Genomic DNA, 19550 nt, shown 5'->3' with positions numbered 1-19550 from the left:
TAAAGAGCAATATTTCACAACCCACTGCGTCTTGCGACCGCAGTACGTTTTGAAATAGTTTTTTATATGGTGGAGCTAAGCGGGATCGAACCGCTGACCTCCTGCGTGCAAGGCAGGCGCTCTCCCAGCTGAGCTATAGCCCCATATAAAAAGCAGTTTACCTTGTGTTCCAATTCGCTTAGCCGCAGGCGGTTTTAACGTGAGTCACGCAGTGTGCAAACGCACATGAGTAACGCAACGATTAAAAGCGACAAGGATAAGTAGAGTTGGTGGGTCTGAGTGGACTTGAACCACCGACCTCACCCTTATCAGGGGTGCGCTCTAACCACCTGAGCTACAGACCCAACAAGGTACTAAAGCCCGACTAATTTCTCAGCCCGGCCTTATTTGCTCGTTACTTTCTATCAGACAATCTGTGTGGACACTGCGCAATGCGTATCGTTAGGTAAGGAGGTGATCCAACCGCAGGTTCCCCTACGGTTACCTTGTTACGACTTCACCCCAGTCATGAATCACAAAGTGGTAAGCGCCCTCCCGAAGGTTAAGCTACCTACTTCTTTTGCAACCCACTCCCATGGTGTGACGGGCGGTGTGTACAAGGCCCGGGAACGTATTCACCGTAGCATTCTGATCTACGATTACTAGCGATTCCGACTTCATGGAGTCGAGTTGCAGACTCCAATCCGGACTACGACAGACTTTATGTGGTCCGCTTGCTCTCGCGAGTTCGCTTCACTTTGTATCTGCCATTGTAGCACGTGTGTAGCCCTACTCGTAAGGGCCATGATGACTTGACGTCATCCCCACCTTCCTCCGGTTTATCACCGGCAGTCTCCTTTGAGTTCCCACCATGACGTGCTGGCAACAAAGGATAAGGGTTGCGCTCGTTGCGGGACTTAACCCAACATTTCACAACACGAGCTGACGACAGCCATGCAGCACCTGTCTCACAGTTCCCGAAGGCACCTAAGCATCTCTGCTAAGTTCTGTGGATGTCAAGAGTAGGTAAGGTTCTTCGCGTTGCATCGAATTAAACCACATGCTCCACCGCTTGTGCGGGCCCCCGTCAATTCATTTGAGTTTTAACCTTGCGGCCGTACTCCCCAGGCGGTCGACTTAACGCGTTAGCTCCGGAAGCCACGCCTCAAGGGCACAACCTCCAAGTCGACATCGTTTACAGCGTGGACTACCAGGGTATCTAATCCTGTTTGCTCCCCACGCTTTCGCACCTGAGCGTCAGTCTTTGTCCAGGGGGCCGCCTTCGCCACCGGTATTCCTCCAGATCTCTACGCATTTCACCGCTACACCTGGAATTCTACCCCCCTCTACAAGACTCTAGCTTGCCAGTTTCAAATGCAGTTCCCACGTTAAGCGCGGGGATTTCACATCTGACTTAACAAACCGCCTGCGTGCGCTTTACGCCCAGTAATTCCGATTAACGCTTGCACCCTCCGTATTACCGCGGCTGCTGGCACGGAGTTAGCCGGTGCTTCTTCTGCGAGTAACGTCAATGATTGAGCGTATTAAACTCAACCCCTTCCTCCTCGCTGAAAGTGCTTTACAACCCGAAGGCCTTCTTCACACACGCGGCATGGCTGCATCAGGCTTGCGCCCATTGTGCAATATTCCCCACTGCTGCCTCCCGTAGGAGTCTGGACCGTGTCTCAGTTCCAGTGTGGCTGGTCATCCTCTCAGACCAGCTAGGGATCGTCGCCTAGGTGAGCCATTACCCCACCTACTAGCTAATCCCATCTGGGCACATCCGATGGCGTGAGGCCCGAAGGTCCCCCACTTTGCTCTTGCGAGGTCATGCGGTATTAGCTACCGTTTCCAGTAGTTATCCCCCTCCATCAGGCAGTTTCCCAGACATTACTCACCCGTCCGCCGCTCGCCGGCAAAGTAGCAAGCTACTTTCCGCTGCCGCTCGACTTGCATGTGTTAGGCCTGCCGCCAGCGTTCAATCTGAGCCATGATCAAACTCTTCAATTTAAGATTTGTTTGATTTGCTGCTAATAAAAGCAGCGATGCTCAAAGATTACTTTCTGCAAATATGCATTCGAACCGAAGTTCAAATGTGTACTGCTTTGGTCACTCTTCAAGACTTTGATATTTCTTCTGCCTGCCGAAACAGGCTTCGATATCGTCTTGCGAGTGCCCACACAGATTGTCTGATAAATTGTTAAAGAGCAGTGCGTTAGCAACCCGTGGTTGGTAACGCGAGGTGCGCATATTACGCTTTCCTCATTCAGAGTCAACTACTAATTTCGTTGAATTTCTCTGTTCTCTTTGCCGGTCACTTAACTACTTGATTCGTTGTGTGCCGTCTCGATGGATGCGCATTATAGGGAGTCGAATTTTTTGCACAACTCTTTTTTCGCCTTTTTCTACTGTTTGAATACTTTTCACTCCTTACGTGCAGATCTTGGTCGATCCGTTGCATTTTCACGGCGATCCCACCGCCTGATTGGTTGTAATTCCATCAGCAAAGGCTAGTATTGCCGGTAAAGTACTTTCTTATAAAGAGGCTATTACTATGTCCGATGCTATTCGCCCCTATCTTCATCATCTACCCACACTAGGTGAACGCGTCATGGTCGATAGATCCAGTGTGATCATTGGTAAGGTTACTTTGGGTGATGATGTCAGTGTCTGGCCGTTAGTTGCCATTCGTGGTGATGTTCATGAGGTTATCATTGGTGCCCGCTCAAATATTCAGGATGGCAGCGTATTACATGTTACCCATCAGTCTGAGTATAACCCTGAGGGATATCCGCTGATTATTGGCGAAGATGTGACTGTCGGCCATAAAGCCATGCTGCACGGTTGCACTATCGGTAACCGGGTATTAGTGGGAATGGGCTCCATTATATTAGATGGGGCGGTAGTAGAAGATGATGTGATGATTGGCGCAGGTAGTTTAGTGTCTCCTGGAAAACGCTTGGTTAGCGGTCACCTCTATATGGGTAGCCCTGCCAAACAAGTCCGCCCTTTGACTCCAGCGGAAGTGGAAGGTCTACGCTATTCTGCGAGTAACTATGTGCGCTGGAAAGATGACTATCTGACAGAGACGCAATAGAGAGTGATATCTGATGCAGGGAATAGCTCATGCCCTCCCTGCATTGCAGGCTGCTTGCCTGGATTTAATACCCGCCTATCTACCTAATTCATCACGAAGCTGATTCAGCACCGGCGAGATCTCAGGCATCACACCATGCCATAGCTGAAAAGCATGTGCTGCTTGCCCCACCAGCATACCCAAACCATCAGTATAGTTTGTCGCGCCTAACTGCCTGCTCCAGGCTAAAAACGCGGTAATCTCTGCTTGGTAGAACATATCGTAACAACGAGCTTGTGGACTGATAATATCAGTCGGTAAGTTTGGCATTTCACCATGAATCCCTGAGGCTGTCGCATTGATGATTAAATCAAATTGCTGACCACTAAGATCCTGCATTTCTACAGCATCGATCTCGCCCAAATGATGGAATACCTCAGCAAGTTGCTGTGCTCGCGCATAAGTCCGATTAGTGATAACAACTTTGCAGCCATATGAAAGCAGGGGGAGAATTACCCCACGGGCCGCACCACCAGCCCCCACTAATAAAATACGATCAGTGGTTTGGATCAAATGCCGTTGTTGCAGATCACTGAGCAAACCAATACCGTCTGTATTGTCGCCTAATAAGCGCCCATCTTCTAATCGCTTGATAGTATTGACTGCACCCGCCAGTGACGCGCGCTCAGTCAGCTCGTCGCACTTGGCATAAGCTCGCTCTTTGAACGGGGTAGTGATGTTCGCGCCTATCGCCCCATCAGCAAAAAAAGACGTTAATACCTCCTCAAAGGTTTCATGAGGAGCCAATACTTTACCGTATTGATGGTCAATGCCTGTTTGCTCGGCAAAAAGTGCATGGATCCTCGGTGACTTACTGTGCTCAATGGGGTTACCAAACACTGCGAACTTCTGAACCATGCTATTTCCTACCCTTGACGAAATTGCTTACCGGTTAAGGCATCTCTGATTTCTGATGGATTCAAGCGACCACCAACTTGGCCGACAAGTACCGGTAATGAAGGGCCAAATTGCATTCTGACCTCTTCAACCGTACGACAAGGCTCTTGCCCACTTAAATTGGCACTGGTTGAAACCAACGGCTTGCCATATCGCAAGCAAAGTTGCTGTACCAGTGGATGATTACTCACTCTTACCGCCAATGAATCAAAACTACCTGTTAACCAACTTGGTGTCTTAGGATTGGCAGGAATGACCCAAGTGACCGGCCCTGGCCAACAGGAGAAAATCGTTGCTCGCTGCTCATCACTTAATGCCGCATCATCTACATAAGGTTTTAGCTGCTCATAATTGGCTGCAATTAGGATCAAACCTTTCTGCCATGGACGCTGCTTTAACGCTAATAAGGCGTTTACTGCTTTTTCACTATCAGGGTCACAACCTAAACCAAAAACAGCTTCTGTCGGATAGGCGATAACGGCTTCTTGTTGTAATGCCTGCAACACATCGGCAAAAACAGTACTATTTTCTTGTCCACTCACGTTGTTATTACTCACTGACGACTGCCTTCCCACATAGCTTGCTGGCACAAAAACGTTTTACACCTTGCGCCGTTTTCTTTTCCATTAGCAATGGATAGTGGCAATAAGCGCACTCTCCGGCAATGGGTTGCTGATTAATCGTAAACTGACAATCAGGATAACGATTACAGGCATGGAAAATCTTCCCAAACCTAGATTTGCGCTGTAGCAACTTCCCCTGCCCACATTGCGGACAATCAATCGATGTCTCATCCGGTTTATCAATGACTTCGGTATGATCACATTGTGGATATTGGCTACAGCCAATAAACATACCAAAGCGCCCTTGCCGCAACACCATCTCTGAACCACATTCAGGACAATGTTGCCCTTCCAGAACTTTCACGATATGGCCATCAGATTGCGCTTTCAGTGGGCGCATATATTGGCAGTCTGGATAATGTGAACAACCAAGGAATGGGCCATGACCGCCGCTGCGAATGACTAACGCCGATCCACATTCCGGACACGACCCATTATCCTTGGCAGTAACTGTTTTCGTCATAACGCCTTCTATATAAAGTTATTAGCCCGTGATACTACCACTTAGTGCAAATAACCTTCATTGACTTCAAAAAGTAACTCTTCCATCTGCTGATAAGCGCTTTCATAACCCGGTATGTTAAATAGCACCATCAACACCACCCACTTGAGATCCTCCAGATCAATCTCATTCGAATCCAACGCCATAATACGATCGATAACCATCTCACGCGTATCAAGATGTAATACCTGAATTTGTTCAAGAAATAGGATAAAACCACGGCAAGTAACATCCAGACGTTGGGACTCTTCAGCAGTATAGATACGCAATGCTTGCGGATCAGCAGCATAGAGATAAGGTGCTTTCTGCCCTTCTTGCAGGTCAGCGAGAGCCTCTAACCAGTTCAGGGCGTTGTTGATATCCTCACGATAGAAACCAGCTTCAGCAAGATCGTCGGTAATTTTGTCTTGATCAACAAGCATATCCGACTCGTTATGCATATAAGTTTCAAATAAGTAAATTAGAACGTCGAACATGGCCTGCCCTCCTTAATCGGACATAGCCGCCGGGTACAGCTGCGATCCACCCTGCTAACTCCAGCTCGAGCAATTTGCTAACGATATCTGGCACAGGTTGGCCGGCGCGTTCGGCGACGACATCAACGGGTGTCACCTCATCTCCTACGTTAGCCAACACATCGACAAATGGCAATTCAACTTGCCCCTCGGATGAAGAAATAATTACTTTCTCGGGCAATGGTATCCATTGTAATGCACCGCCCACCTGTTCAGCGACCTCGCGGGCAGACCTTGCCAAGTAAGCGCCCTGCTGAATTAACCAATGAACACCTTCACTGGTTGCACTGCCTAAAGGCCCTGGCAAAGCAAAAACATCTCGGCCTTGTTCCATAGCATAGCGGGCAGTAATTAAAGAGCCACTTTTCAACGTTGCTTCAACAACTAATACGGCCGAACTTAGCCCGCTAATTATACGGTTTCTTCTGGGGAAATGAGCCGCGATAGGTAATGCTGTCGTCAAAAACTCTGAGACTAAAACACCACCTTGAGACTCAATTTCTCGGGCTAAATGGTGATGGCGACGTGGGTAAATATTCTCTAAACCACTCCCCAATACAGCGATAGTCTTTCCTTTCACATCCAAGGCCGCCCTATGGCATATTCCGTCAATCCCCATAGCCAAGCCACTAGTAATAGCCAGCCCCATGAGAGCCAGTTCTGAAGCAAAATGCCGCCCCCATTGCTCGCCATAATGGCTAAAGTGGCGACTTCCAACCATGGCAACCTGAGGGTGATAAAGGGCATCAAGTTCACCAGAGGCAAAAATCACGAGTGGCGCAGCTGAAATATGAATTAAGCGAGGTGGATAGTCAGTTTCACCATAGGCCAGTAAGTGGTGGGAAGGGGAGTCCAGCCATCTCAGAGTGGCCTCAATATCATGGGGATTAGCTTGGAAAAATTGCTGACATTGTTGTGAGTTTAATCCGTAAGCCGCTAACCTCCCGGGATGGATATCACCACGGGCAAGCAGCCGCTTGACCAATGCACTGCTTTTTATTGTGCCCAGCCCCTTGACTTTGCTCATCCTGAGCCATATTTCTGCCGCTAGCATATCGTCTCCCTGACTTGCTTTCTAAGCTGATACCGATTTGTTCAATTGGTAGCCGATGCTGTCAATCAGGGCCGGAAATGTCTACAATAGAGATTGAATATCATTCACTACTCGGACGCAGATCTAGATATTTATGTCAGTATTACAAGTATTACATTACCCAGATGACCGGCTGCGCAAAATTGCTGCGCCGGTAAAAGAAGTCAATGGTGAAATCCAGCGTATCGTGGACGACATGTTCGAAACCATGTACGCAGAGGAAGGCATTGGTCTTGCTGCAACACAAGTGGATGTTCACCTGCAAATTATCGTCATCGATGTTTCGGAAAATCGTGACCAACGTCTGGTACTAATTAACCCAGAACTGTTGGAAAAAAGCGGTGAAACCGGCATTGAAGAAGGTTGCCTATCAATTCCTGAGCAACGTGCCTTAGTTCCTCGGGCTGAAAAAGTAAAAATCAGAGCACTGGATCGAGACGGTAAGCCCTTCGAACTGGAAGCCGATGATTTATTAGCAATTTGTATCCAGCATGAAATGGATCACTTGGTGGGTAAACTGTTTGTCGACTATTTGTCACCGCTGAAACGCCAGCGTATCCGCCAAAAGCTGGAGAAAATGGCCAAGTTGAATGCTCGTGCCAACTAACCCCTTCTAATGCAGGAAACCAACGTGTCTGATTCTTTGCGGATTATTTTTGCCGGAACTCCTGACTTTGCAGCGCGCCATTTAGGCGCGTTGTTGTCTTCTCAACATCAGATTGTGGGTGTTTTCACTCAGCCTGATCGCCCGGCTGGCCGAGGCAATAAACTGACTCCAAGCCCGGTTAAGGTACTTGCAGAACAACACGGCATTCCTGTGTTTCAGCCAAAATCATTACGGCCGGAAGAAAACCAACATTTAGTTGCTGATCTTAAAGCCGATATCATGGTCGTGGTTGCCTATGGCTTGATTCTGCCAGCCTCAGTTTTGGCAATGCCGCGGCTAGGCTGTATTAATGTTCATGGTTCTCTGTTACCACGCTGGCGCGGCGCAGCACCCATCCAACGTTCATTATGGGCTGGCGACGCAAAAACCGGTGTAACCATCATGCAGATGGATGTTGGGCTCGATACCGGCGATATGCTGCATAAAATTGAATGTGACATTCAGCCAGAAGATACCAGCGCCACACTGTACGATAAATTGGCGCAGCTTGGTCCCCAGGGCTTATTAGTCACACTGCAACAGCTAGCTGAGGGCTGCGCCCAGCCTGAAGTACAAGATGAAGCACAAGTTACCTATGCAGAAAAACTCAGTAAAGAGGAAGCCAAATTAGATTGGTCACTTTCTGCTGTTCAGTTAGAACGTTGCATTCGTGCCTTTAATCCTTGGCCAGTCAGCTATTTTGTCGTTGATGAACAGCCGGTCAAAGTCTGGCAAGCGCAAGTGCTTGCTGCGGTTGATAATATGGCACCCGGAACTATCATCCATGCGGATAAACATGGCATTCAAGTTGCCACTGCTGAGGGGGTTTTGAATATCACCCAACTGCAACCCGCCGGGAAAAAAGCCATGTCAGCAGCAGACTTATTAAATTCACGACGCGAATGGTTTACACCGGGTAGCCAACTAGCATAATAGCCCAGGTCTAACAGATAGATTTCATCGCCCGATACTTCATCATCGGGCCACTTTCCCTTTATTTGCTGACGTTTGTCGGCTTTTTTGGTTATGAAAAACACATACAATCTCCGCAGCATCGCTGCTAAAGCAATTAGCCAGGTATTGGATCAGGGGCAATCGCTCAGTACTGTTCTGCCTGGGCTACATAAAAGTATTTCCGACAAAGATCGCGCATTGCTGCAGGAGTTGTGTTTTGGCACTTTGCGTGTCCTGCCGCAACTTGAGTGGTGTATCCAGCAGCTAATGGCGCGCCCGATGACCGGAAAACAACGGGTTTTCCATTATCTGATTATGGTGGGGCTTTATCAGCTGATATACACACGCATTCCTCCGCATGCAGCTTTGGCCGAGACGGTGGAAGGCGCTACGGCGCTGAAGCGCCCACAATTGAAAGGGTTAATCAACGGAGTACTGCGCCAGTTCCAGCGTCAACAAGTTGAGTTACTAGAACGAGTAGCAAATAACGATAGCCGCTATCTGCATCCAAGCTGGTTATTAGCACGGATTAAACAGGCTTATCCAGACCAATGGCAGCAGATTTTGGATGCGAATAACCAGAAGCCACCAATGTGGCTGCGGGTAAGTCGGTTACATCATTCGCGTAATGAATATCTAGATCTGTTAAAAAAAGCCAATATCGATGCCCTACCCCATGACGTTTATCCTGATGCCGTTCGCCTGATTACACCTTGCGCGGTTAATGATCTTCCCGGCTTTGAACTTGGCTGGGTAACAGTGCAAGATGCGTCGGCACAAGGTTGTGTTGATCTGCTCGATCCGCAAAATGGTGAGCAGATCCTTGATCTCTGTGCAGCCCCTGGCGGCAAAACAACTCATATCCTGGAAGCTGCACCAAAGGCCCACGTATTGGCAGTTGATATTGATGAGCAGCGTCTTAGCCGGGTTAAAGAAAACTTACAGCGCCTGAAATTAAATGCCGTTGTACGAGTCGGTGATGGGCGAACTCCAGATGCATGGTGCGGCGATCAACAGTTTGATCGGATATTGTTAGATGCGCCCTGCTCCGCAACTGGTGTCATTCGTCGACATCCTGATATCAAATGGTTGCGTCGAGACAGTGATATTGCCGAGTTGGCCCAACTGCAATCTGAGATAATAGAAGCTATCTGGCCTAAACTGAAAAAAGGTGGCGTAATGGTTTATGCTACCTGCTCTATATTGCCCGAAGAGAATCAGCAGCAGATTGCAGCTTTCCTGCAGCGGCATGGTGAAGCTGAGTTGGTTGAAACCGGTACGCTCTCAGCACCAGGTAGACAAAATCTGCCGCACCCTGAGGATGGCGATGGTTTCTTCTATGCGAAGTTGATCAAAAGATAGTCGTGGCTTTGCTGCCTCAAAACCTAATTTCAGTGTGAAACAGAGAACGCTATGAAAATAATTATTCTTGGGGCGGGGCAAGTTGGCGGAACCCTGGCAGAAAATCTGGTGGGCGAGAACAACGACATTACCGTCGTTGATGTCGACTCTGGCCGGCTACGTCAGCTACAAGATAAATTTGACCTTCGAGTGGTACAAGGGCACGGTTCGCATCCTCGAGTTTTGCGGGAGGCCGGGGCCGAAGATGCGGATATGTTGGTTGCAGTAACAAATTCCGACGAAACCAATATGGTTGCCTGCCAAATTGCTTACTCGCTCTTTAATACCCCAAATCGTATCGCGCGTATCCGTTCAGCTGAATATATTCGTGAGGCTGATAAGCTCTTCCTGCCAGAAGCTGTGCCTATTGACCATTTAATCTCGCCAGAACAGCTAGTTATCGATTACATCTATAAATTAATCGAATATCCGGGCGCTTTACAGGTGGTCAACTTTGCCGAGGGAAAAGTGAGTATTGCCGCGGTCAAAGCCTATTATGGCGGGCCATTGGTCGGCAATGCATTATCATCTTTGCGCGAACATATGCCACACATTGATACCCGCGTAGCCGCGATATTCCGCCAAGATAGGCCGATTCGTCCGCAAGGTTCAACAATCATAGAAGCTGGTGATGAAGTATTCTTTGTTGCCGCCTCACAACATATTCGGGCTGTAATGAGTGAATTGCAGCGTCTGGAAAAACCCTATAAGCGCATTATGATTGTCGGTGGGGGTAATGTCGGAGCGGGTTTGGCTCTGCGATTAGAAAAAGATTACAGCGTAAAATTAATTGAACGTGACCAGCAACGCGCGGCTGAATTAGCTGAAATGCTGCATGACACCATCGTATTTTATGGCGATGCATCAGACCAAGAATTACTAGCAGAAGAGCATATTGAGCAGGTTGATGTCTTTATTGCCATTACCAATGACGATGAAGCAAATATTATGTCGGCTATGTTGGCAAAACGCATGGGTGCGAAAAAAGCGATGGTATTAATACAGCGCAGCGCCTATGTCGATCTGGTTCAGGGAAGTGTTATTGATATTGTCATATCACCACAGCAAGCCACTATTTCTGCATTATTAGGCCATGTACGCAAAGCTGATATTGTGAGTGTTTCCTCATTGAGACGTGGTGTAGCAGAAGCAATCGAAGCTATTGCTCATGGTGATGAAAGCACGTCAAAAGTTGTCGGTCGAATGGTAGAAGATATCAAACTGCCGCCTGGTACAACCATTGGCGCTATTGTTCGCGGTGATGAAGTTATTATCGCCAATGGCAATTCAATCATTAAACAGGGCGATCATGTGGTGATGTTTATTACCCACAAGAAATTTGTTCCTGATGTGGAGCGCTTGTTCCAACCCAGTCCATTCTTCTTGTAATCAATAACTATTAAATTAACTTACCAAAGTTATCAATTAAAACTATTCCCATGGGTAATAGGAAAAATTCTCCTATAATTCTGGTTGTATCGAGTTTTATTTAGCTAAGATTAAGTAGTTCATTTTTAAATGGAGCGTTGGTTATGAGTTTTATGAAGGAATTTCGTGAATTTGCCATGCGTGGCAACGTTGTCGACTTAGCGGTCGGGGTCATTATTGGGGCTGCATTCGGTAGAATTGTTTCTTCACTTGTCGCCGATATCATCATGCCACCATTAGGTTTATTACTCGGTGGGGTCGACTTTAAACAATTCCATTTTGTATTACGGGCAGCCGAAGGAACGATACCTGCGGTTGTAATGAATTACGGTATATTTCTTCAGAGCATTTTTGATTTCGTTATCGTAGCTCTCGCTATTTTCTCTGCAGTTAAGCTGATGAACAAACTACGCCGTGAAAAAGCGGAAGAATCCGCAGCACCACCGGCACCAACAGCAGAAGAAACCTTATTGGCAGAAATCCGTGATTTACTAAAAGCACAGCAATCAAAATAATTTCGCTTTGACGGAATGTTAAAAGCCATCAATTTGATGGCTTTTTTATTAAGCTAAAATCAGAAGACCAGTGGTAAAGAATCGATTGATTGCTTACCACTGGCCTCCCAGTTACCCCCTTTTGCATGTTTTTCTTTACGCTGATAACTCCCTTTACCTTTAATATTCTTCTCAATACGCTGTCTGAAGAGTGGGTCATGAAGCAGAGCTTCTAGCGCGTTGTCTTTAATTTTCCCTTTGGTATGCCGATATTTCGTCATAGTATTGCCTCATTTATGAATGTATTGATTAAAAATCCCACGAATAATACTGCTTGTTTGAGCTGATTAAAACTACCCATCTAAAAAATTTAATCTTTGGCTAATTCTTCAGCCGCCCCCTGCTCCAACGCCTCTAAAATCGAGCAATAAGTCGTGGCATGAGTACTCCCGCAACATGCATTACTCAGCCGTTTCAATGATTCGCGCATCTTTTTTAGCTCAGTAATCTTGCTTTCTACATCATGCAAACGAGAATCTACGATTGCCTTTGATTCCTGGCAAGTATGATGTTCAGGATCGACACGGATCGATAGTAATTCAGCGATAGTTTCTAATGTAAAACCAAGCTGTTTCGCATAACGGATAAACCTTAAACGCTGCAAATCCTGCTCACTATAAAGCCTATAGCCTCCCTCTGTTCGCTCGCCATGATCCATCATTCCTTGTTTTTCGTAATAACGAATCGTATCTGGCGTAACATCAGCGAGTTTTGCAAGCTGTCCAATTTTTAACATTTAGTCACTCTCTTTCGACAGCTTATCTGCCAATTTGTATTGATACTCTCTGTGCAGAAACTCGGTACTAAGTCCCGCTTGCTTCAATCTCAATTGCAACAAAGCTAGACGCTTATGTAAATTGGCATAATCATCATGTTGTTCATCTAGTTGTGAGAGTAAATCTGCAATCGTGAGCGCCTCCTGCCTATCCTGTAATTCAGGAGGAAGGTAACCTGCATTCTTCAACAATCTATAGCTTACTCTCAAATCAACGGGAATAAAGGTATCATCATCAAGCAGCAATGGTCTGCCATTTCCCGGCAGGTTATCGAGTTCGCCTCTCTCCTGAGCCTTAATGATATGCCTTTCAGCCCATTCATCAATTAGTCCCATATTGTTCCCTAAGGTTCTGAACCCATAAAATGGGTTAATAGTTAAGATTAATGGATTGATAGATGAAAAATAAGGGGATAAAAGAAAGATACGGAGGATCGAAACTCATGTTACTGAATTATGGACGTAAAAAAACCGGGCAAGCCCGGTTTTTTTACGCGTTTACAGATTACTCTGCAGCAACTACTTCTGCTTGCGATGCAGCACGATCAACTAACTCGATGTAAGCCATCGGTGCGTTGTCGCCTGCACGGAAGCCACACTTCAGAATGCGAGTGTAACCACCGGCGCGGCTCGCGAAACGCGGGCCTAGCTCGTTAAACAGTTTTGCCACGATCTCGTTATCACGAGTACGGGCGAATGCCAGACGACGATTAGCTACGCTGTCGGTCTTGGCAAGAGTAATCAGCGGCTCAACAACGCGACGCAGCTCTTTCGCTTTCGGCAGGGTCGTCTTGATTATCTCATGACGAACCAAAGAGCCGGCCATGTTACGGAACATAGCCTGGCGATGGCTGCTGTTACGGTTCAGTTGACGACCACTCTTACGATGGCGCATGACCTTATCCTTCTCAGTAAAACCTTAACCTGTGATCCGGTTACTCGTTGTCAGCAATGCTAGCCGGTGGCCAATTTTCTAGGCGCATGCCTAAAGAAAGACCACGTGATGCGAGCACGTCTTTAATCTCAGTAAGAGATTTTTTACCCAAGTTCGGCGTTTTCAACAGCTCAACTTCGGTACGCTGTACCAGATCACCGATGTAGTGGATAGCTTCTGCCTTGAGGCAGTTAGCAGAGCGGACAGTCAATTCCAGATCGTCAACAGGGCGCAGCAGGATCGGATCAAACTCTGGCTTCTCTTCTTTAACTTCCGGCTGACGTACATCACGTAGGTCAACGAAAGCTTCAAGCTGTTCAGCCAAGATAGTTGCCGCACGGCGGATCGCCTCTTCAGGATCGATCGTACCATTGGTTTCCATCTCGATAACCAACTTGTCCAGGTCGGTACGCTGTTCTACACGCGCTGCTTCAACATTGTAGGCAATACGCTCTACAGGGCTATAGCATGCGTCTACTAACAGACGACCAATCGGGCGCTCATCTTCTTCCGAATGAATTCGGGCAGAAGCCGGCACATAACCACGACCACGTTGAACTTTGATACGCATGCTAATAGATGCGTTTTCATCGGTCAGGTGGCAGATAACGTGCTGCGGCTTGACGATTTCGACATCACCATCATGGGTGATATCGGCTGCAGTCACAGGGCCAATGCCAGACTTATTCAGGGTAAGAATAACTTCATCTTTACCCTGAACTCTCACCGCCAGCCCTTTCAGGTTGAGCAGGATCTCCAGGATATCTTCCTGTACGCCTTCTTTGGTGCTGTACTCATGCAGTACACCATCAATCTCAACCTCGGTCACCGCGCAACCCGGCATAGATGAAAGCAGAATACGGCGCAGTGCGTTGCCGAGAGTATGGCCAAAGCCACGCTCTAACGGCTCAAGGGTCACCTTGGCGTGCGTCGAACTGACTTGCTCGATATCTACCAGGCGCGGTTTTAGAAACTCTGTCACAGAACCCTGCATTGTGTCCTCTCTTTGGTACTAAGCTTTACTTGGAGTAAAGCTCGACGATCAGGTGTTCGTTAATGTCCGCAGACAGATCAGTACGTTCAGGAATACGTTTGAACACACCTTCCATCTTGACAGCATCAACTTCCAGCCAAGTCGGCTTTTCACGCTGCTCAGCCAGCTCCAAAGCTGCCTTAACACGAGACTGCTTTTTAGCTTTCTCACGGATGCTGACTACGTCATTCGGAGATACCTGATAAGAAGCGATGTTAACAACGCGACCATTTACCATGATAGCTTTATGACTAACCAGCTGACGTGATTCAGCACGAGTTGCGCCAAAGCCCATACGGTAAACTACGTTATCCAGACGGCCTTCCAGCAATTGCAACAGGTTTGCACCGGTGTTGCCTTTCAGACGTGCTGCTTCTTTATAGTAGTTACGGAATTGACGTTCTAGAACACCATAGATACGGCGAACTTTTTGTTTCTCACGTAACTGCACACCGTAGTCAGACAGACGCGGTTTACGCGCACCGTGCTGGCCAGGTGGTTGTTCAATCTTACACTTGGTGTCAATCGCGCGAACGCCAGACTTAAGGAACAGGTCTGTGCCCTCACGACGGCTCAGCTTGAGCTTAGGACCCAAATATCTTGCCATTTTCTCTCTCCAACAAACCTAAAAGCAGCGTTATACGCGGCGCTTTTTCGGCGGACGACAACCGTTATGAGGGATCGGAGTCACATCAGTAATATTAGTGATGCGAAAACCAGCCGCGTTTAACGCACGGATAGTAGACTCACGGCCCGGACCAGGTCCTTTAACCATAACTTCCAGATTCTTGATACCGTATTCTTTCACTGCGTCAGCGCAGCGCTCTGCTGCAACTTGCGCTGCAAACGGAGTAGACTTACGAGATCCACGGAAACCGGAACCACCTGCTGTTGCCCAACCCAATGCGTTACCTTGACGATCTGTAATGGTAACGATGGTGTTGTTGAAAGAAGCATGGATATGAGCCACACCGTCAGAGACTGTCTTTCTTACACGCTTGCGTGCACGAATAGGTGCCTTTGCCATTATTCAATCACCCCGATTATTTCTTGATCGGTTTACGCGGACCCTTACGGGTACGTGCGTTGGTCTTAGTACGCTGACCGCGAACTGGTAGACCACGACGATGACGCAAACCACGATAAGTCCCAAGGTCCATCAGACGCTTGATGCTCAGGGTCACCTCACGACGCAGATCACCTTCTACAACGTACTTGGCAACTTCGTCACGCAGCTTCTCGATTTGCTCTTCAGACAGCTCACTGATCTTAACATTTTCAGCAATACCCGCCGCAACACAGATAGCCTGTGAACGGGTTTTACCGATGCCGTAGATCGCAGTCAAAGCGATAACGGTATGTTTCTGATCAGGAATGTTAATGCCTGCTATACGGGCCACTATGCACTCCTACTATTTTATACAGCAATACCATTCTGAAAAGCCCGTTTTCAGGATACTCAAATAGCATTGCAGTCACATACAAAAGATTGGCTGGCTAATCTAGCCAGCTCAACCCAACTTTGCAAGAAAAATATGCAAGATAATCAGCCTTGACGCTGTTTATGCTTTGGTTCGGCACTGCAGATTACGCGAACGACACCGTTACGCTTAACAATTTTGCAGTTACGACATAATTTCTTGACGGAAGCACGAACTTTCATTTTTACTCTCCGTAACTTCTCAAACATCCCTGAATTAGCGGTTATAGCCTTTCAGGTTTGCTTTCTTCAATGCAGACTCGTACTGACTTGACATCATCAGAGTTTGCACTTGAGCCATAAAGTCCATGATGACCACCACTACGATAAGTAGGGAGGTACCACCAAAGTAAAATGGTACTTTCATCGCGTCACGCATGAACTCCGGGATCAGGCAGATGAAAGTAATATACATCGCACCAATTAAGGTTAGACGCGTCATTACTTTATCGATGTACTTCGCCGTTTGCTCTCCCGGACGAATTCCTGGCACGAATGCACCGGACTTCTTCAGGTTATCTGCTGTTTCACGCGGGTTAAATACCAACGCCGTGTAGAAGAAACAGAAGAAGATGATTGCAGACGCATAGAGTAACACATAAAGCGGCTGTCCCGGCTGCAAATACATCGAAATAGTCGTCAGCCAGTTCCAACCTGTCCCGCCCCCAAACCATGATGCAATCGTGGCAGGGAACAGAATTATGCTGGAAGCGAAGATTGCTGGGATTACCCCGGCCATATTCACTTTCAACGGTAAGTGTGTGCTCTGTGCTGCATAAACACGACGCCCTTGTTGACGTTTAGCATAGTTAACGACGATACGACGCTGACCACGTTCAATGAAAACAACGAAGAAGGTTACTGCAAACACTAATACTGCAACCAACAGCAACAGGAGGAAGTGCAGGTCGCCTTGCCGAGCTTGCTCGATGGTATGGGCTATTGCAGGTGGAAGACCCGCAACAATACCAGCAAAGATTATGATTGAAATACCGTTACCGATACCCCGTTCAGTAATCTGTTCGCCAAGCCACATCAGGAACATTGTCCCGGTGACCAAGCTAACAACAGCGGTAAAATAGAAGGCAAAGCCTGGATTGATTACCAGACCTTGCATCCCAGGCATATTCGGTAGACCGGTAGCAATACCAATCGACTGGAATATCGCCAGTACCAACGTGCCATAGCGGGTATACTGACTAATCTTACGACGGCCAGCCTCCCCCTCTTTCTTTATTTCTGCCAGCGCTGGATGAACCACCGTTAACAGTTGGATAATAATAGATGCCGAAATATACGGCATGATACCCAAGGCAAAGATAGAGGCACGACTGAGAGCACCACCAGAGAACATGTTAAACATTTCAATGATGGTCCCTCTCTGCTGCTCGAGCAATTTAGCAAGCACAGTGGCATCGATACCAGGAATCGGAATAAAAGAGCCGATACGGAAAACAATAAGCGCACCGATAACAAACAAAAGTCTGCGCTTCAGTTCGCCTAATCCGCCTTTAGCACTTTGAAAATCTAATCCTGGTTGCTTAGCCATCTGCTACTTATTCCTCAATTTTACCGCCAGCAGCTTCGATAGCAGCACGAGCGCCTTTGGTGACACGCAGACCACGAAGAGTTACCGCACGAGTGATTTCGCCTGAAAGCATAACTTTCGCGAACTCAATCTGGGTACCAACAACGTTAGCGGCTTTCAGCGTGTTCAGGTCGATTACGTCGCCTTCCACTAAAGCCAGTTCAGACAGACGAACTTCTGCCGTGATCATAGCTTTGCGAGAGGTGAAGCCGAATTTCGGCAAACGACGATATAAAGGCATCTGACCGCCTTCAAAACCACGACGTACGCCACCACCAGAACGTGAGTTCTGACCTTTGTGACCACGACCAGCAGTTTTACCCAGGCCAGAACCGATACCACGACCTACACGCTTCGGCGCATGCTTGGCACCATCAGCCGGAGACAGAGTATTTAAACGCATCTGTTACTCCTCAACTTTAACCATGTAGGAAACCAAGTTGACCATACCACGCACAGCAGGAGTATCCTCACGCTCTACAGTATGACCAATACGACGCAGACCTAAACCGATCAGGGTTGCCTTATGTTTTGGCAAACGACCGATACTGCTTTTTGTTTGAGTTACTTTAATAGTCTTTGCCATGGTTATTTCCCTAGAATTTCTTCGACGGATTTACCACGCTTAGCAGCGACCATTTCTGGGGATTTCATATCTTCTAAAGCAGCGATAGTTGCACGAACCACGTTGATCGGGTTAGTAGAACCATATGCTTTAGCTAATACGTTATGAACCCCTGCAACTTCCAAGACGGCGCGCATTGCACCACCGGCGATGATACCGGTACCTTCAGAAGCTGGTTGCATGAATACACGGGAACCTGTGTGAGCACCTTTTACTGGGTGCTGCAGGGTGCCGTTATCCAAAGCAACATTAATCATAGCGCGACGGGCTTTTTCCATCGCTTTCTGGATCGCTGCCGGAACTTCGCGTGCTTTGCCGTAGCCAAAACCAACGCGACCGTTACCATCACCAACTACTGTCAGTGCGGTAAAGCTGAAAATACGGCCACCTTTTACGGTTTTAGATACGCGGTTTACCGCGATCAGCTTTTCCTGCAGTTCGCCAGCTTGTTTTTCGATGTGAGACATCTTACACCTCTACCTTAGAACTGAAGGCCAGCTTCACGGGCAGCATCTGCCAGTGCCTGGACTCGACCATGATATTGGAAACCGGAACGGTCAAAGGATACTTTCGTGATCCCTTTTTCCAATGCGCGCTCAGCAATAGTTTTGCCTACAGCTGCTGCGGCATCTTTGTTGCCGGCGTACTTCAATTGCTCATTGATAGCTTTTTCTAAAGTAGAAGCTGCTACCAAAATTTCAGAACCGTTTGGTGCGATAACCTGCGCGTAAATATGGCGTGGGGTACGATGTACCACCAGGCGAGTCGCACCCAGTTCTTTGAGCTTGCGGCGTGCGCGGGTCGCACGACGGATACGAGCTGCTTTCTTATCCATAGTGTTACCTTACTTCTTCTTAGCCTCTTTGGTACGCACGACTTCGTCGGCGTAACGGACACCCTTGCCTTTATAAGGCTCAGGACGACGGTAGGCACGCAAATCTGCTGCAACCTGACCAATCACCTGCTTATCAGCGCCTTTCAGCACGATTTCAGTTTGGGTCGGGCATTCGGCAGTGATGCCAGCCGGCAATTCGTGGTCAACGGGGTGAGAGAAGCCTAAAGCTAAATTCACTACGTTGCCTTTAACTGCGGCACGGTAACCTACACCTACCAATTGAAGCTTCTTAGTGAAGCCTTCGGTAACACCAACGACCATTGCATTAAGCAGTGCACGAGTGGTACCCGCTTGGGCCCAACCGTCTACAGCGCCTTCGCGTGGAGCGAAAGTCAGTGTATTTTCTTCTTGCTTAACTTCAACAGCGCTATGGACGGTACGAGTCAGCTCGCCGTTCTTACCCTTTATCGAAATAACCTGACCGTTGAGTTTTACCTCTACGCCGGCAGGAATGACGACGGGTGCTTTTGCAACACGAGACATTCTTTCCTC

27 protein-coding genes, 2 tRNA genes and 1 rRNA gene are annotated in these 19550 nt (G+C 47.7%); 6 read left to right on the top strand and 24 right to left on the bottom strand.

Annotated elements, in window-relative coordinates:
* Positions 1–67: 67 nt before the first annotated feature.
* The 4 genes from N0H69_RS01470 to N0H69_RS01455 form a co-directional block, all read right to left on the bottom strand.
* A tRNA-Ala gene (locus N0H69_RS01470) sits at positions 68–143 on the bottom strand.
* 124 nt (positions 144–267) lie between these two features.
* A tRNA-Ile gene (locus N0H69_RS01465) sits at positions 268–344 on the bottom strand.
* Between the two features lie 102 nt (positions 345–446).
* Positions 447–1989, bottom strand: a 16S ribosomal RNA gene (locus N0H69_RS01460).
* Positions 1990–2088: 99 nt separating this feature from the next.
* The gene (locus tag N0H69_RS01455) at positions 2089–2229 is read right to left on the bottom strand and encodes a hypothetical protein (RefSeq protein ID WP_162928760.1); all 141 of its coding nucleotides are present in this window, start codon (positions 2227–2229) and stop codon (positions 2089–2091) included.
* A gap of 304 nt (positions 2230–2533) precedes the next feature.
* Between N0H69_RS01455 and N0H69_RS01450 the strand changes: the two genes are divergently transcribed.
* Complete coding sequence (locus tag N0H69_RS01450) at positions 2534–3076, top strand: gamma carbonic anhydrase family protein (protein ID WP_050152329.1); 543 nt, start codon at positions 2534–2536, stop codon at positions 3074–3076.
* Positions 3077–3151: 75 nt separating this feature from the next.
* Here N0H69_RS01450 and aroE read toward each other — a convergent pair whose 3' ends face one another.
* From aroE to dprA, 5 genes are read right to left on the bottom strand one after another with little or no spacing between them, the layout of a single operon-like run.
* Entirely contained in the window at positions 3152–3973 is an 822-nt protein-coding gene (aroE, locus tag N0H69_RS01445; protein ID WP_050152330.1) for a shikimate dehydrogenase, read from the bottom strand.
* A gap of 8 nt (positions 3974–3981) precedes the next feature.
* Positions 3982–4554, bottom strand: a complete 573-nt coding sequence (gene tsaC, locus N0H69_RS01440; RefSeq protein WP_050136161.1) for an L-threonylcarbamoyladenylate synthase type 1 TsaC — start codon at positions 4552–4554, stop codon at positions 3982–3984.
* A gap of 7 nt (positions 4555–4561) precedes the next feature.
* Positions 4562–5098 carry a DNA topoisomerase family protein gene (locus N0H69_RS01435; protein WP_050110027.1) on the bottom strand — a complete coding sequence of 179 codons (537 nt, stop codon included), beginning with the start codon at positions 5096–5098 and terminating at the stop codon, positions 4562–4564.
* Between the two features lie 41 nt (positions 5099–5139).
* Positions 5140–5613 carry a DUF494 family protein gene (locus N0H69_RS01430; RefSeq protein WP_050110026.1) on the bottom strand — a complete coding sequence of 158 codons (474 nt, stop codon included), beginning with the start codon at positions 5611–5613 and terminating at the stop codon, positions 5140–5142.
* Positions 5585–6706 (bottom strand): DNA-protecting protein DprA, encoded by a 1122-nt coding sequence (dprA, locus tag N0H69_RS01425; RefSeq protein WP_050136087.1) that lies wholly within the window; start codon positions 6704–6706, stop codon positions 5585–5587. Before dprA ends, N0H69_RS01430 begins: the two co-directional genes overlap by 29 nt.
* A 133-nt stretch (positions 6707–6839) precedes the next feature.
* Here dprA and def point away from each other — a divergent pair, with 133 nt between their 5' ends.
* The 5 genes from def to mscL all read left to right on the top strand — a co-directional run bounded on the left by def (position 6840) and on the right by mscL (position 11689).
* Positions 6840–7352, top strand: coding sequence for a peptide deformylase (gene def, locus N0H69_RS01420; RefSeq protein WP_050110024.1), 513 nt, complete (start codon positions 6840–6842; stop codon positions 7350–7352).
* A 24-nt stretch (positions 7353–7376) separates the two neighbouring features.
* Positions 7377–8324, top strand: a complete 948-nt coding sequence (fmt, locus tag N0H69_RS01415; RefSeq protein ID WP_050123764.1) for a methionyl-tRNA formyltransferase — start codon at positions 7377–7379, stop codon at positions 8322–8324.
* Positions 8325–8417: 93 nt separating this feature from the next.
* The gene (gene rsmB / locus N0H69_RS01410) at positions 8418–9707 is read left to right on the top strand and encodes a 16S rRNA (cytosine(967)-C(5))-methyltransferase RsmB (RefSeq protein ID WP_050152331.1); all 1290 of its coding nucleotides are present in this window, start codon (positions 8418–8420) and stop codon (positions 9705–9707) included.
* A 51-nt stretch (positions 9708–9758) separates the two neighbouring features.
* Positions 9759–11135 (top strand): Trk system potassium transporter TrkA, encoded by a 1377-nt coding sequence (gene trkA, locus N0H69_RS01405; protein WP_050099603.1) that lies wholly within the window; start codon positions 9759–9761, stop codon positions 11133–11135.
* A gap of 143 nt (positions 11136–11278) precedes the next feature.
* On the top strand, positions 11279–11689 hold the full coding sequence (mscL, locus tag N0H69_RS01400) for a large-conductance mechanosensitive channel protein MscL (RefSeq protein WP_050110021.1): 411 nt from the start codon (positions 11279–11281) through the stop codon (positions 11687–11689).
* A 59-nt stretch (positions 11690–11748) separates the two neighbouring features.
* Here the strand turns inward: mscL and N0H69_RS01395 are convergent, their stop codons facing one another.
* The 15 genes from N0H69_RS01395 to rplF form a co-directional block, all read right to left on the bottom strand.
* A complete protein-coding gene (locus N0H69_RS01395) occupies positions 11749–11949 on the bottom strand; it encodes an alternative ribosome-rescue factor A (protein ID WP_050136090.1) in 201 nt (66 codons plus the stop codon).
* Between the two features lie 89 nt (positions 11950–12038).
* On the bottom strand, positions 12039–12464 hold the full coding sequence (zntR, locus tag N0H69_RS01390) for a Zn(2+)-responsive transcriptional regulator (RefSeq protein WP_050152332.1): 426 nt from the start codon (positions 12462–12464) through the stop codon (positions 12039–12041).
* The gene (locus N0H69_RS01385; protein ID WP_050110018.1) at positions 12465–12839 is read right to left on the bottom strand and encodes a DnaJ family domain-containing protein; all 375 of its coding nucleotides are present in this window, start codon (positions 12837–12839) and stop codon (positions 12465–12467) included.
* 169 nt (positions 12840–13008) lie between these two features.
* Positions 13009–13398 (bottom strand): 50S ribosomal protein L17, encoded by a 390-nt coding sequence (gene rplQ, locus N0H69_RS01380; protein ID WP_004391407.1) that lies wholly within the window; start codon positions 13396–13398, stop codon positions 13009–13011.
* A gap of 40 nt (positions 13399–13438) precedes the next feature.
* Positions 13439–14431, bottom strand: coding sequence for a DNA-directed RNA polymerase subunit alpha (locus N0H69_RS01375; protein ID WP_004709232.1), 993 nt, complete (start codon positions 14429–14431; stop codon positions 13439–13441).
* Between the two features lie 25 nt (positions 14432–14456).
* Positions 14457–15077: a 30S ribosomal protein S4 gene (gene rpsD / locus N0H69_RS01370; RefSeq protein ID WP_002218949.1), complete on the bottom strand. Its 621-nt coding sequence runs from the start codon at positions 15075–15077 to the stop codon at positions 14457–14459.
* Positions 15078–15107: 30 nt separating this feature from the next.
* On the bottom strand, positions 15108–15497 hold the full coding sequence (gene rpsK / locus N0H69_RS01365; RefSeq protein ID WP_004709234.1) for a 30S ribosomal protein S11: 390 nt from the start codon (positions 15495–15497) through the stop codon (positions 15108–15110).
* A gap of 16 nt (positions 15498–15513) precedes the next feature.
* Positions 15514–15870, bottom strand: coding sequence for a 30S ribosomal protein S13 (gene rpsM, locus N0H69_RS01360; RefSeq protein ID WP_004702348.1), 357 nt, complete (start codon positions 15868–15870; stop codon positions 15514–15516).
* A gap of 146 nt (positions 15871–16016) precedes the next feature.
* Positions 16017–16133, bottom strand: a complete 117-nt coding sequence (rpmJ, locus tag N0H69_RS01355) for a 50S ribosomal protein L36 (protein ID WP_002227352.1) — start codon at positions 16131–16133, stop codon at positions 16017–16019.
* Between the two features lie 34 nt (positions 16134–16167).
* A complete protein-coding gene (gene secY, locus N0H69_RS01350) occupies positions 16168–17499 on the bottom strand; it encodes a preprotein translocase subunit SecY (RefSeq protein WP_002213344.1) in 1332 nt (443 codons plus the stop codon).
* Positions 17500–17506: 7 nt separating this feature from the next.
* Positions 17507–17941: a 50S ribosomal protein L15 gene (gene rplO / locus N0H69_RS01345; RefSeq protein WP_004709236.1), complete on the bottom strand. Its 435-nt coding sequence runs from the start codon at positions 17939–17941 to the stop codon at positions 17507–17509.
* 3 nt (positions 17942–17944) lie between these two features.
* Positions 17945–18124 (bottom strand): 50S ribosomal protein L30, encoded by a 180-nt coding sequence (gene rpmD, locus N0H69_RS01340; RefSeq protein ID WP_002213339.1) that lies wholly within the window; start codon positions 18122–18124, stop codon positions 17945–17947.
* A gap of 2 nt (positions 18125–18126) precedes the next feature.
* Positions 18127–18630 carry a 30S ribosomal protein S5 gene (rpsE, locus tag N0H69_RS01335; RefSeq protein ID WP_004391412.1) on the bottom strand — a complete coding sequence of 168 codons (504 nt, stop codon included), beginning with the start codon at positions 18628–18630 and terminating at the stop codon, positions 18127–18129.
* A 14-nt stretch (positions 18631–18644) separates the two neighbouring features.
* On the bottom strand, positions 18645–18998 hold the full coding sequence (gene rplR, locus N0H69_RS01330) for a 50S ribosomal protein L18 (protein WP_050110017.1): 354 nt from the start codon (positions 18996–18998) through the stop codon (positions 18645–18647).
* Positions 18999–19007: 9 nt separating this feature from the next.
* Positions 19008–19541, bottom strand: coding sequence for a 50S ribosomal protein L6 (gene rplF / locus N0H69_RS01325; protein WP_004391415.1), 534 nt, complete (start codon positions 19539–19541; stop codon positions 19008–19010).
* Between the last annotated feature and the right edge of the window lie 9 nt (positions 19542–19550).

Origin of the sequence: Yersinia alsatica (assembly GCF_025133195.1) — a bacterium.
GTDB lineage: Bacteria > Pseudomonadota > Gammaproteobacteria > Enterobacterales > Enterobacteriaceae > Yersinia > Yersinia alsatica.
The sequence above is the reverse complement of the archived record's forward strand: the minus strand, read 5'-3'. Positions and strand labels throughout refer to the sequence as shown.

Coding starts and splice junctions, on each gene's coding strand:
- N0H69_RS01455 (WP_162928760.1), bottom strand. CDS start 2,229: ATGCGCACCTCGCGTTACCAACCACGGGTTGCTAACGCACTGCTCTTT.
- N0H69_RS01450 (WP_050152329.1), top strand. CDS start 2,534: ATGTCCGATGCTATTCGCCCCTATCTTCATCATCTACCCACACTAGGT.
- aroE (WP_050152330.1), bottom strand. CDS start 3,973: ATGGTTCAGAAGTTCGCAGTGTTTGGTAACCCCATTGAGCACAGTAAG.
- N0H69_RS01435 (WP_050110027.1), bottom strand. CDS start 5,098: ATGACGAAAACAGTTACTGCCAAGGATAATGGGTCGTGTCCGGAATGT.
- N0H69_RS01430 (WP_050110026.1), bottom strand. CDS start 5,613: ATGTTCGACGTTCTAATTTACTTATTTGAAACTTATATGCATAACGAG.
- dprA (WP_050136087.1), bottom strand. CDS start 6,706: ATGCTAGCGGCAGAAATATGGCTCAGGATGAGCAAAGTCAAGGGGCTG.
- def (WP_050110024.1), top strand. CDS start 6,840: ATGTCAGTATTACAAGTATTACATTACCCAGATGACCGGCTGCGCAAA.
- rsmB (WP_050152331.1), top strand. CDS start 8,418: ATGAAAAACACATACAATCTCCGCAGCATCGCTGCTAAAGCAATTAGC.
- trkA (WP_050099603.1), top strand. CDS start 9,759: ATGAAAATAATTATTCTTGGGGCGGGGCAAGTTGGCGGAACCCTGGCA.
- mscL (WP_050110021.1), top strand. CDS start 11,279: ATGAGTTTTATGAAGGAATTTCGTGAATTTGCCATGCGTGGCAACGTT.
- N0H69_RS01395 (WP_050136090.1), bottom strand. CDS start 11,949: ATGACGAAATATCGGCATACCAAAGGGAAAATTAAAGACAACGCGCTA.
- zntR (WP_050152332.1), bottom strand. CDS start 12,464: ATGTTAAAAATTGGACAGCTTGCAAAACTCGCTGATGTTACGCCAGAT.
- N0H69_RS01385 (WP_050110018.1), bottom strand. CDS start 12,839: ATGGGACTAATTGATGAATGGGCTGAAAGGCATATCATTAAGGCTCAG.
- rplQ (WP_004391407.1), bottom strand. CDS start 13,398: ATGCGCCATCGTAAGAGTGGTCGTCAACTGAACCGTAACAGCAGCCAT.
- N0H69_RS01375 (WP_004709232.1), bottom strand. CDS start 14,431: ATGCAGGGTTCTGTGACAGAGTTTCTAAAACCGCGCCTGGTAGATATC.
- rpsD (WP_002218949.1), bottom strand. CDS start 15,077: ATGGCAAGATATTTGGGTCCTAAGCTCAAGCTGAGCCGTCGTGAGGGC.
- rpsK (WP_004709234.1), bottom strand. CDS start 15,497: ATGGCAAAGGCACCTATTCGTGCACGCAAGCGTGTAAGAAAGACAGTC.
- rpmJ (WP_002227352.1), bottom strand. CDS start 16,133: ATGAAAGTTCGTGCTTCCGTCAAGAAATTATGTCGTAACTGCAAAATT.
- secY (WP_002213344.1), bottom strand. CDS start 17,499: ATGGCTAAGCAACCAGGATTAGATTTTCAAAGTGCTAAAGGCGGATTA.
- rplO (WP_004709236.1), bottom strand. CDS start 17,941: ATGCGTTTAAATACTCTGTCTCCGGCTGATGGTGCCAAGCATGCGCCG.
- rpmD (WP_002213339.1), bottom strand. CDS start 18,124: ATGGCAAAGACTATTAAAGTAACTCAAACAAAAAGCAGTATCGGTCGT.
- rpsE (WP_004391412.1), bottom strand. CDS start 18,630: ATGTCTCACATCGAAAAACAAGCTGGCGAACTGCAGGAAAAGCTGATC.
- rplR (WP_050110017.1), bottom strand. CDS start 18,998: ATGGATAAGAAAGCAGCTCGTATCCGTCGTGCGACCCGCGCACGCCGC.
- rplF (WP_004391415.1), bottom strand. CDS start 19,541: ATGTCTCGTGTTGCAAAAGCACCCGTCGTCATTCCTGCCGGCGTAGAG.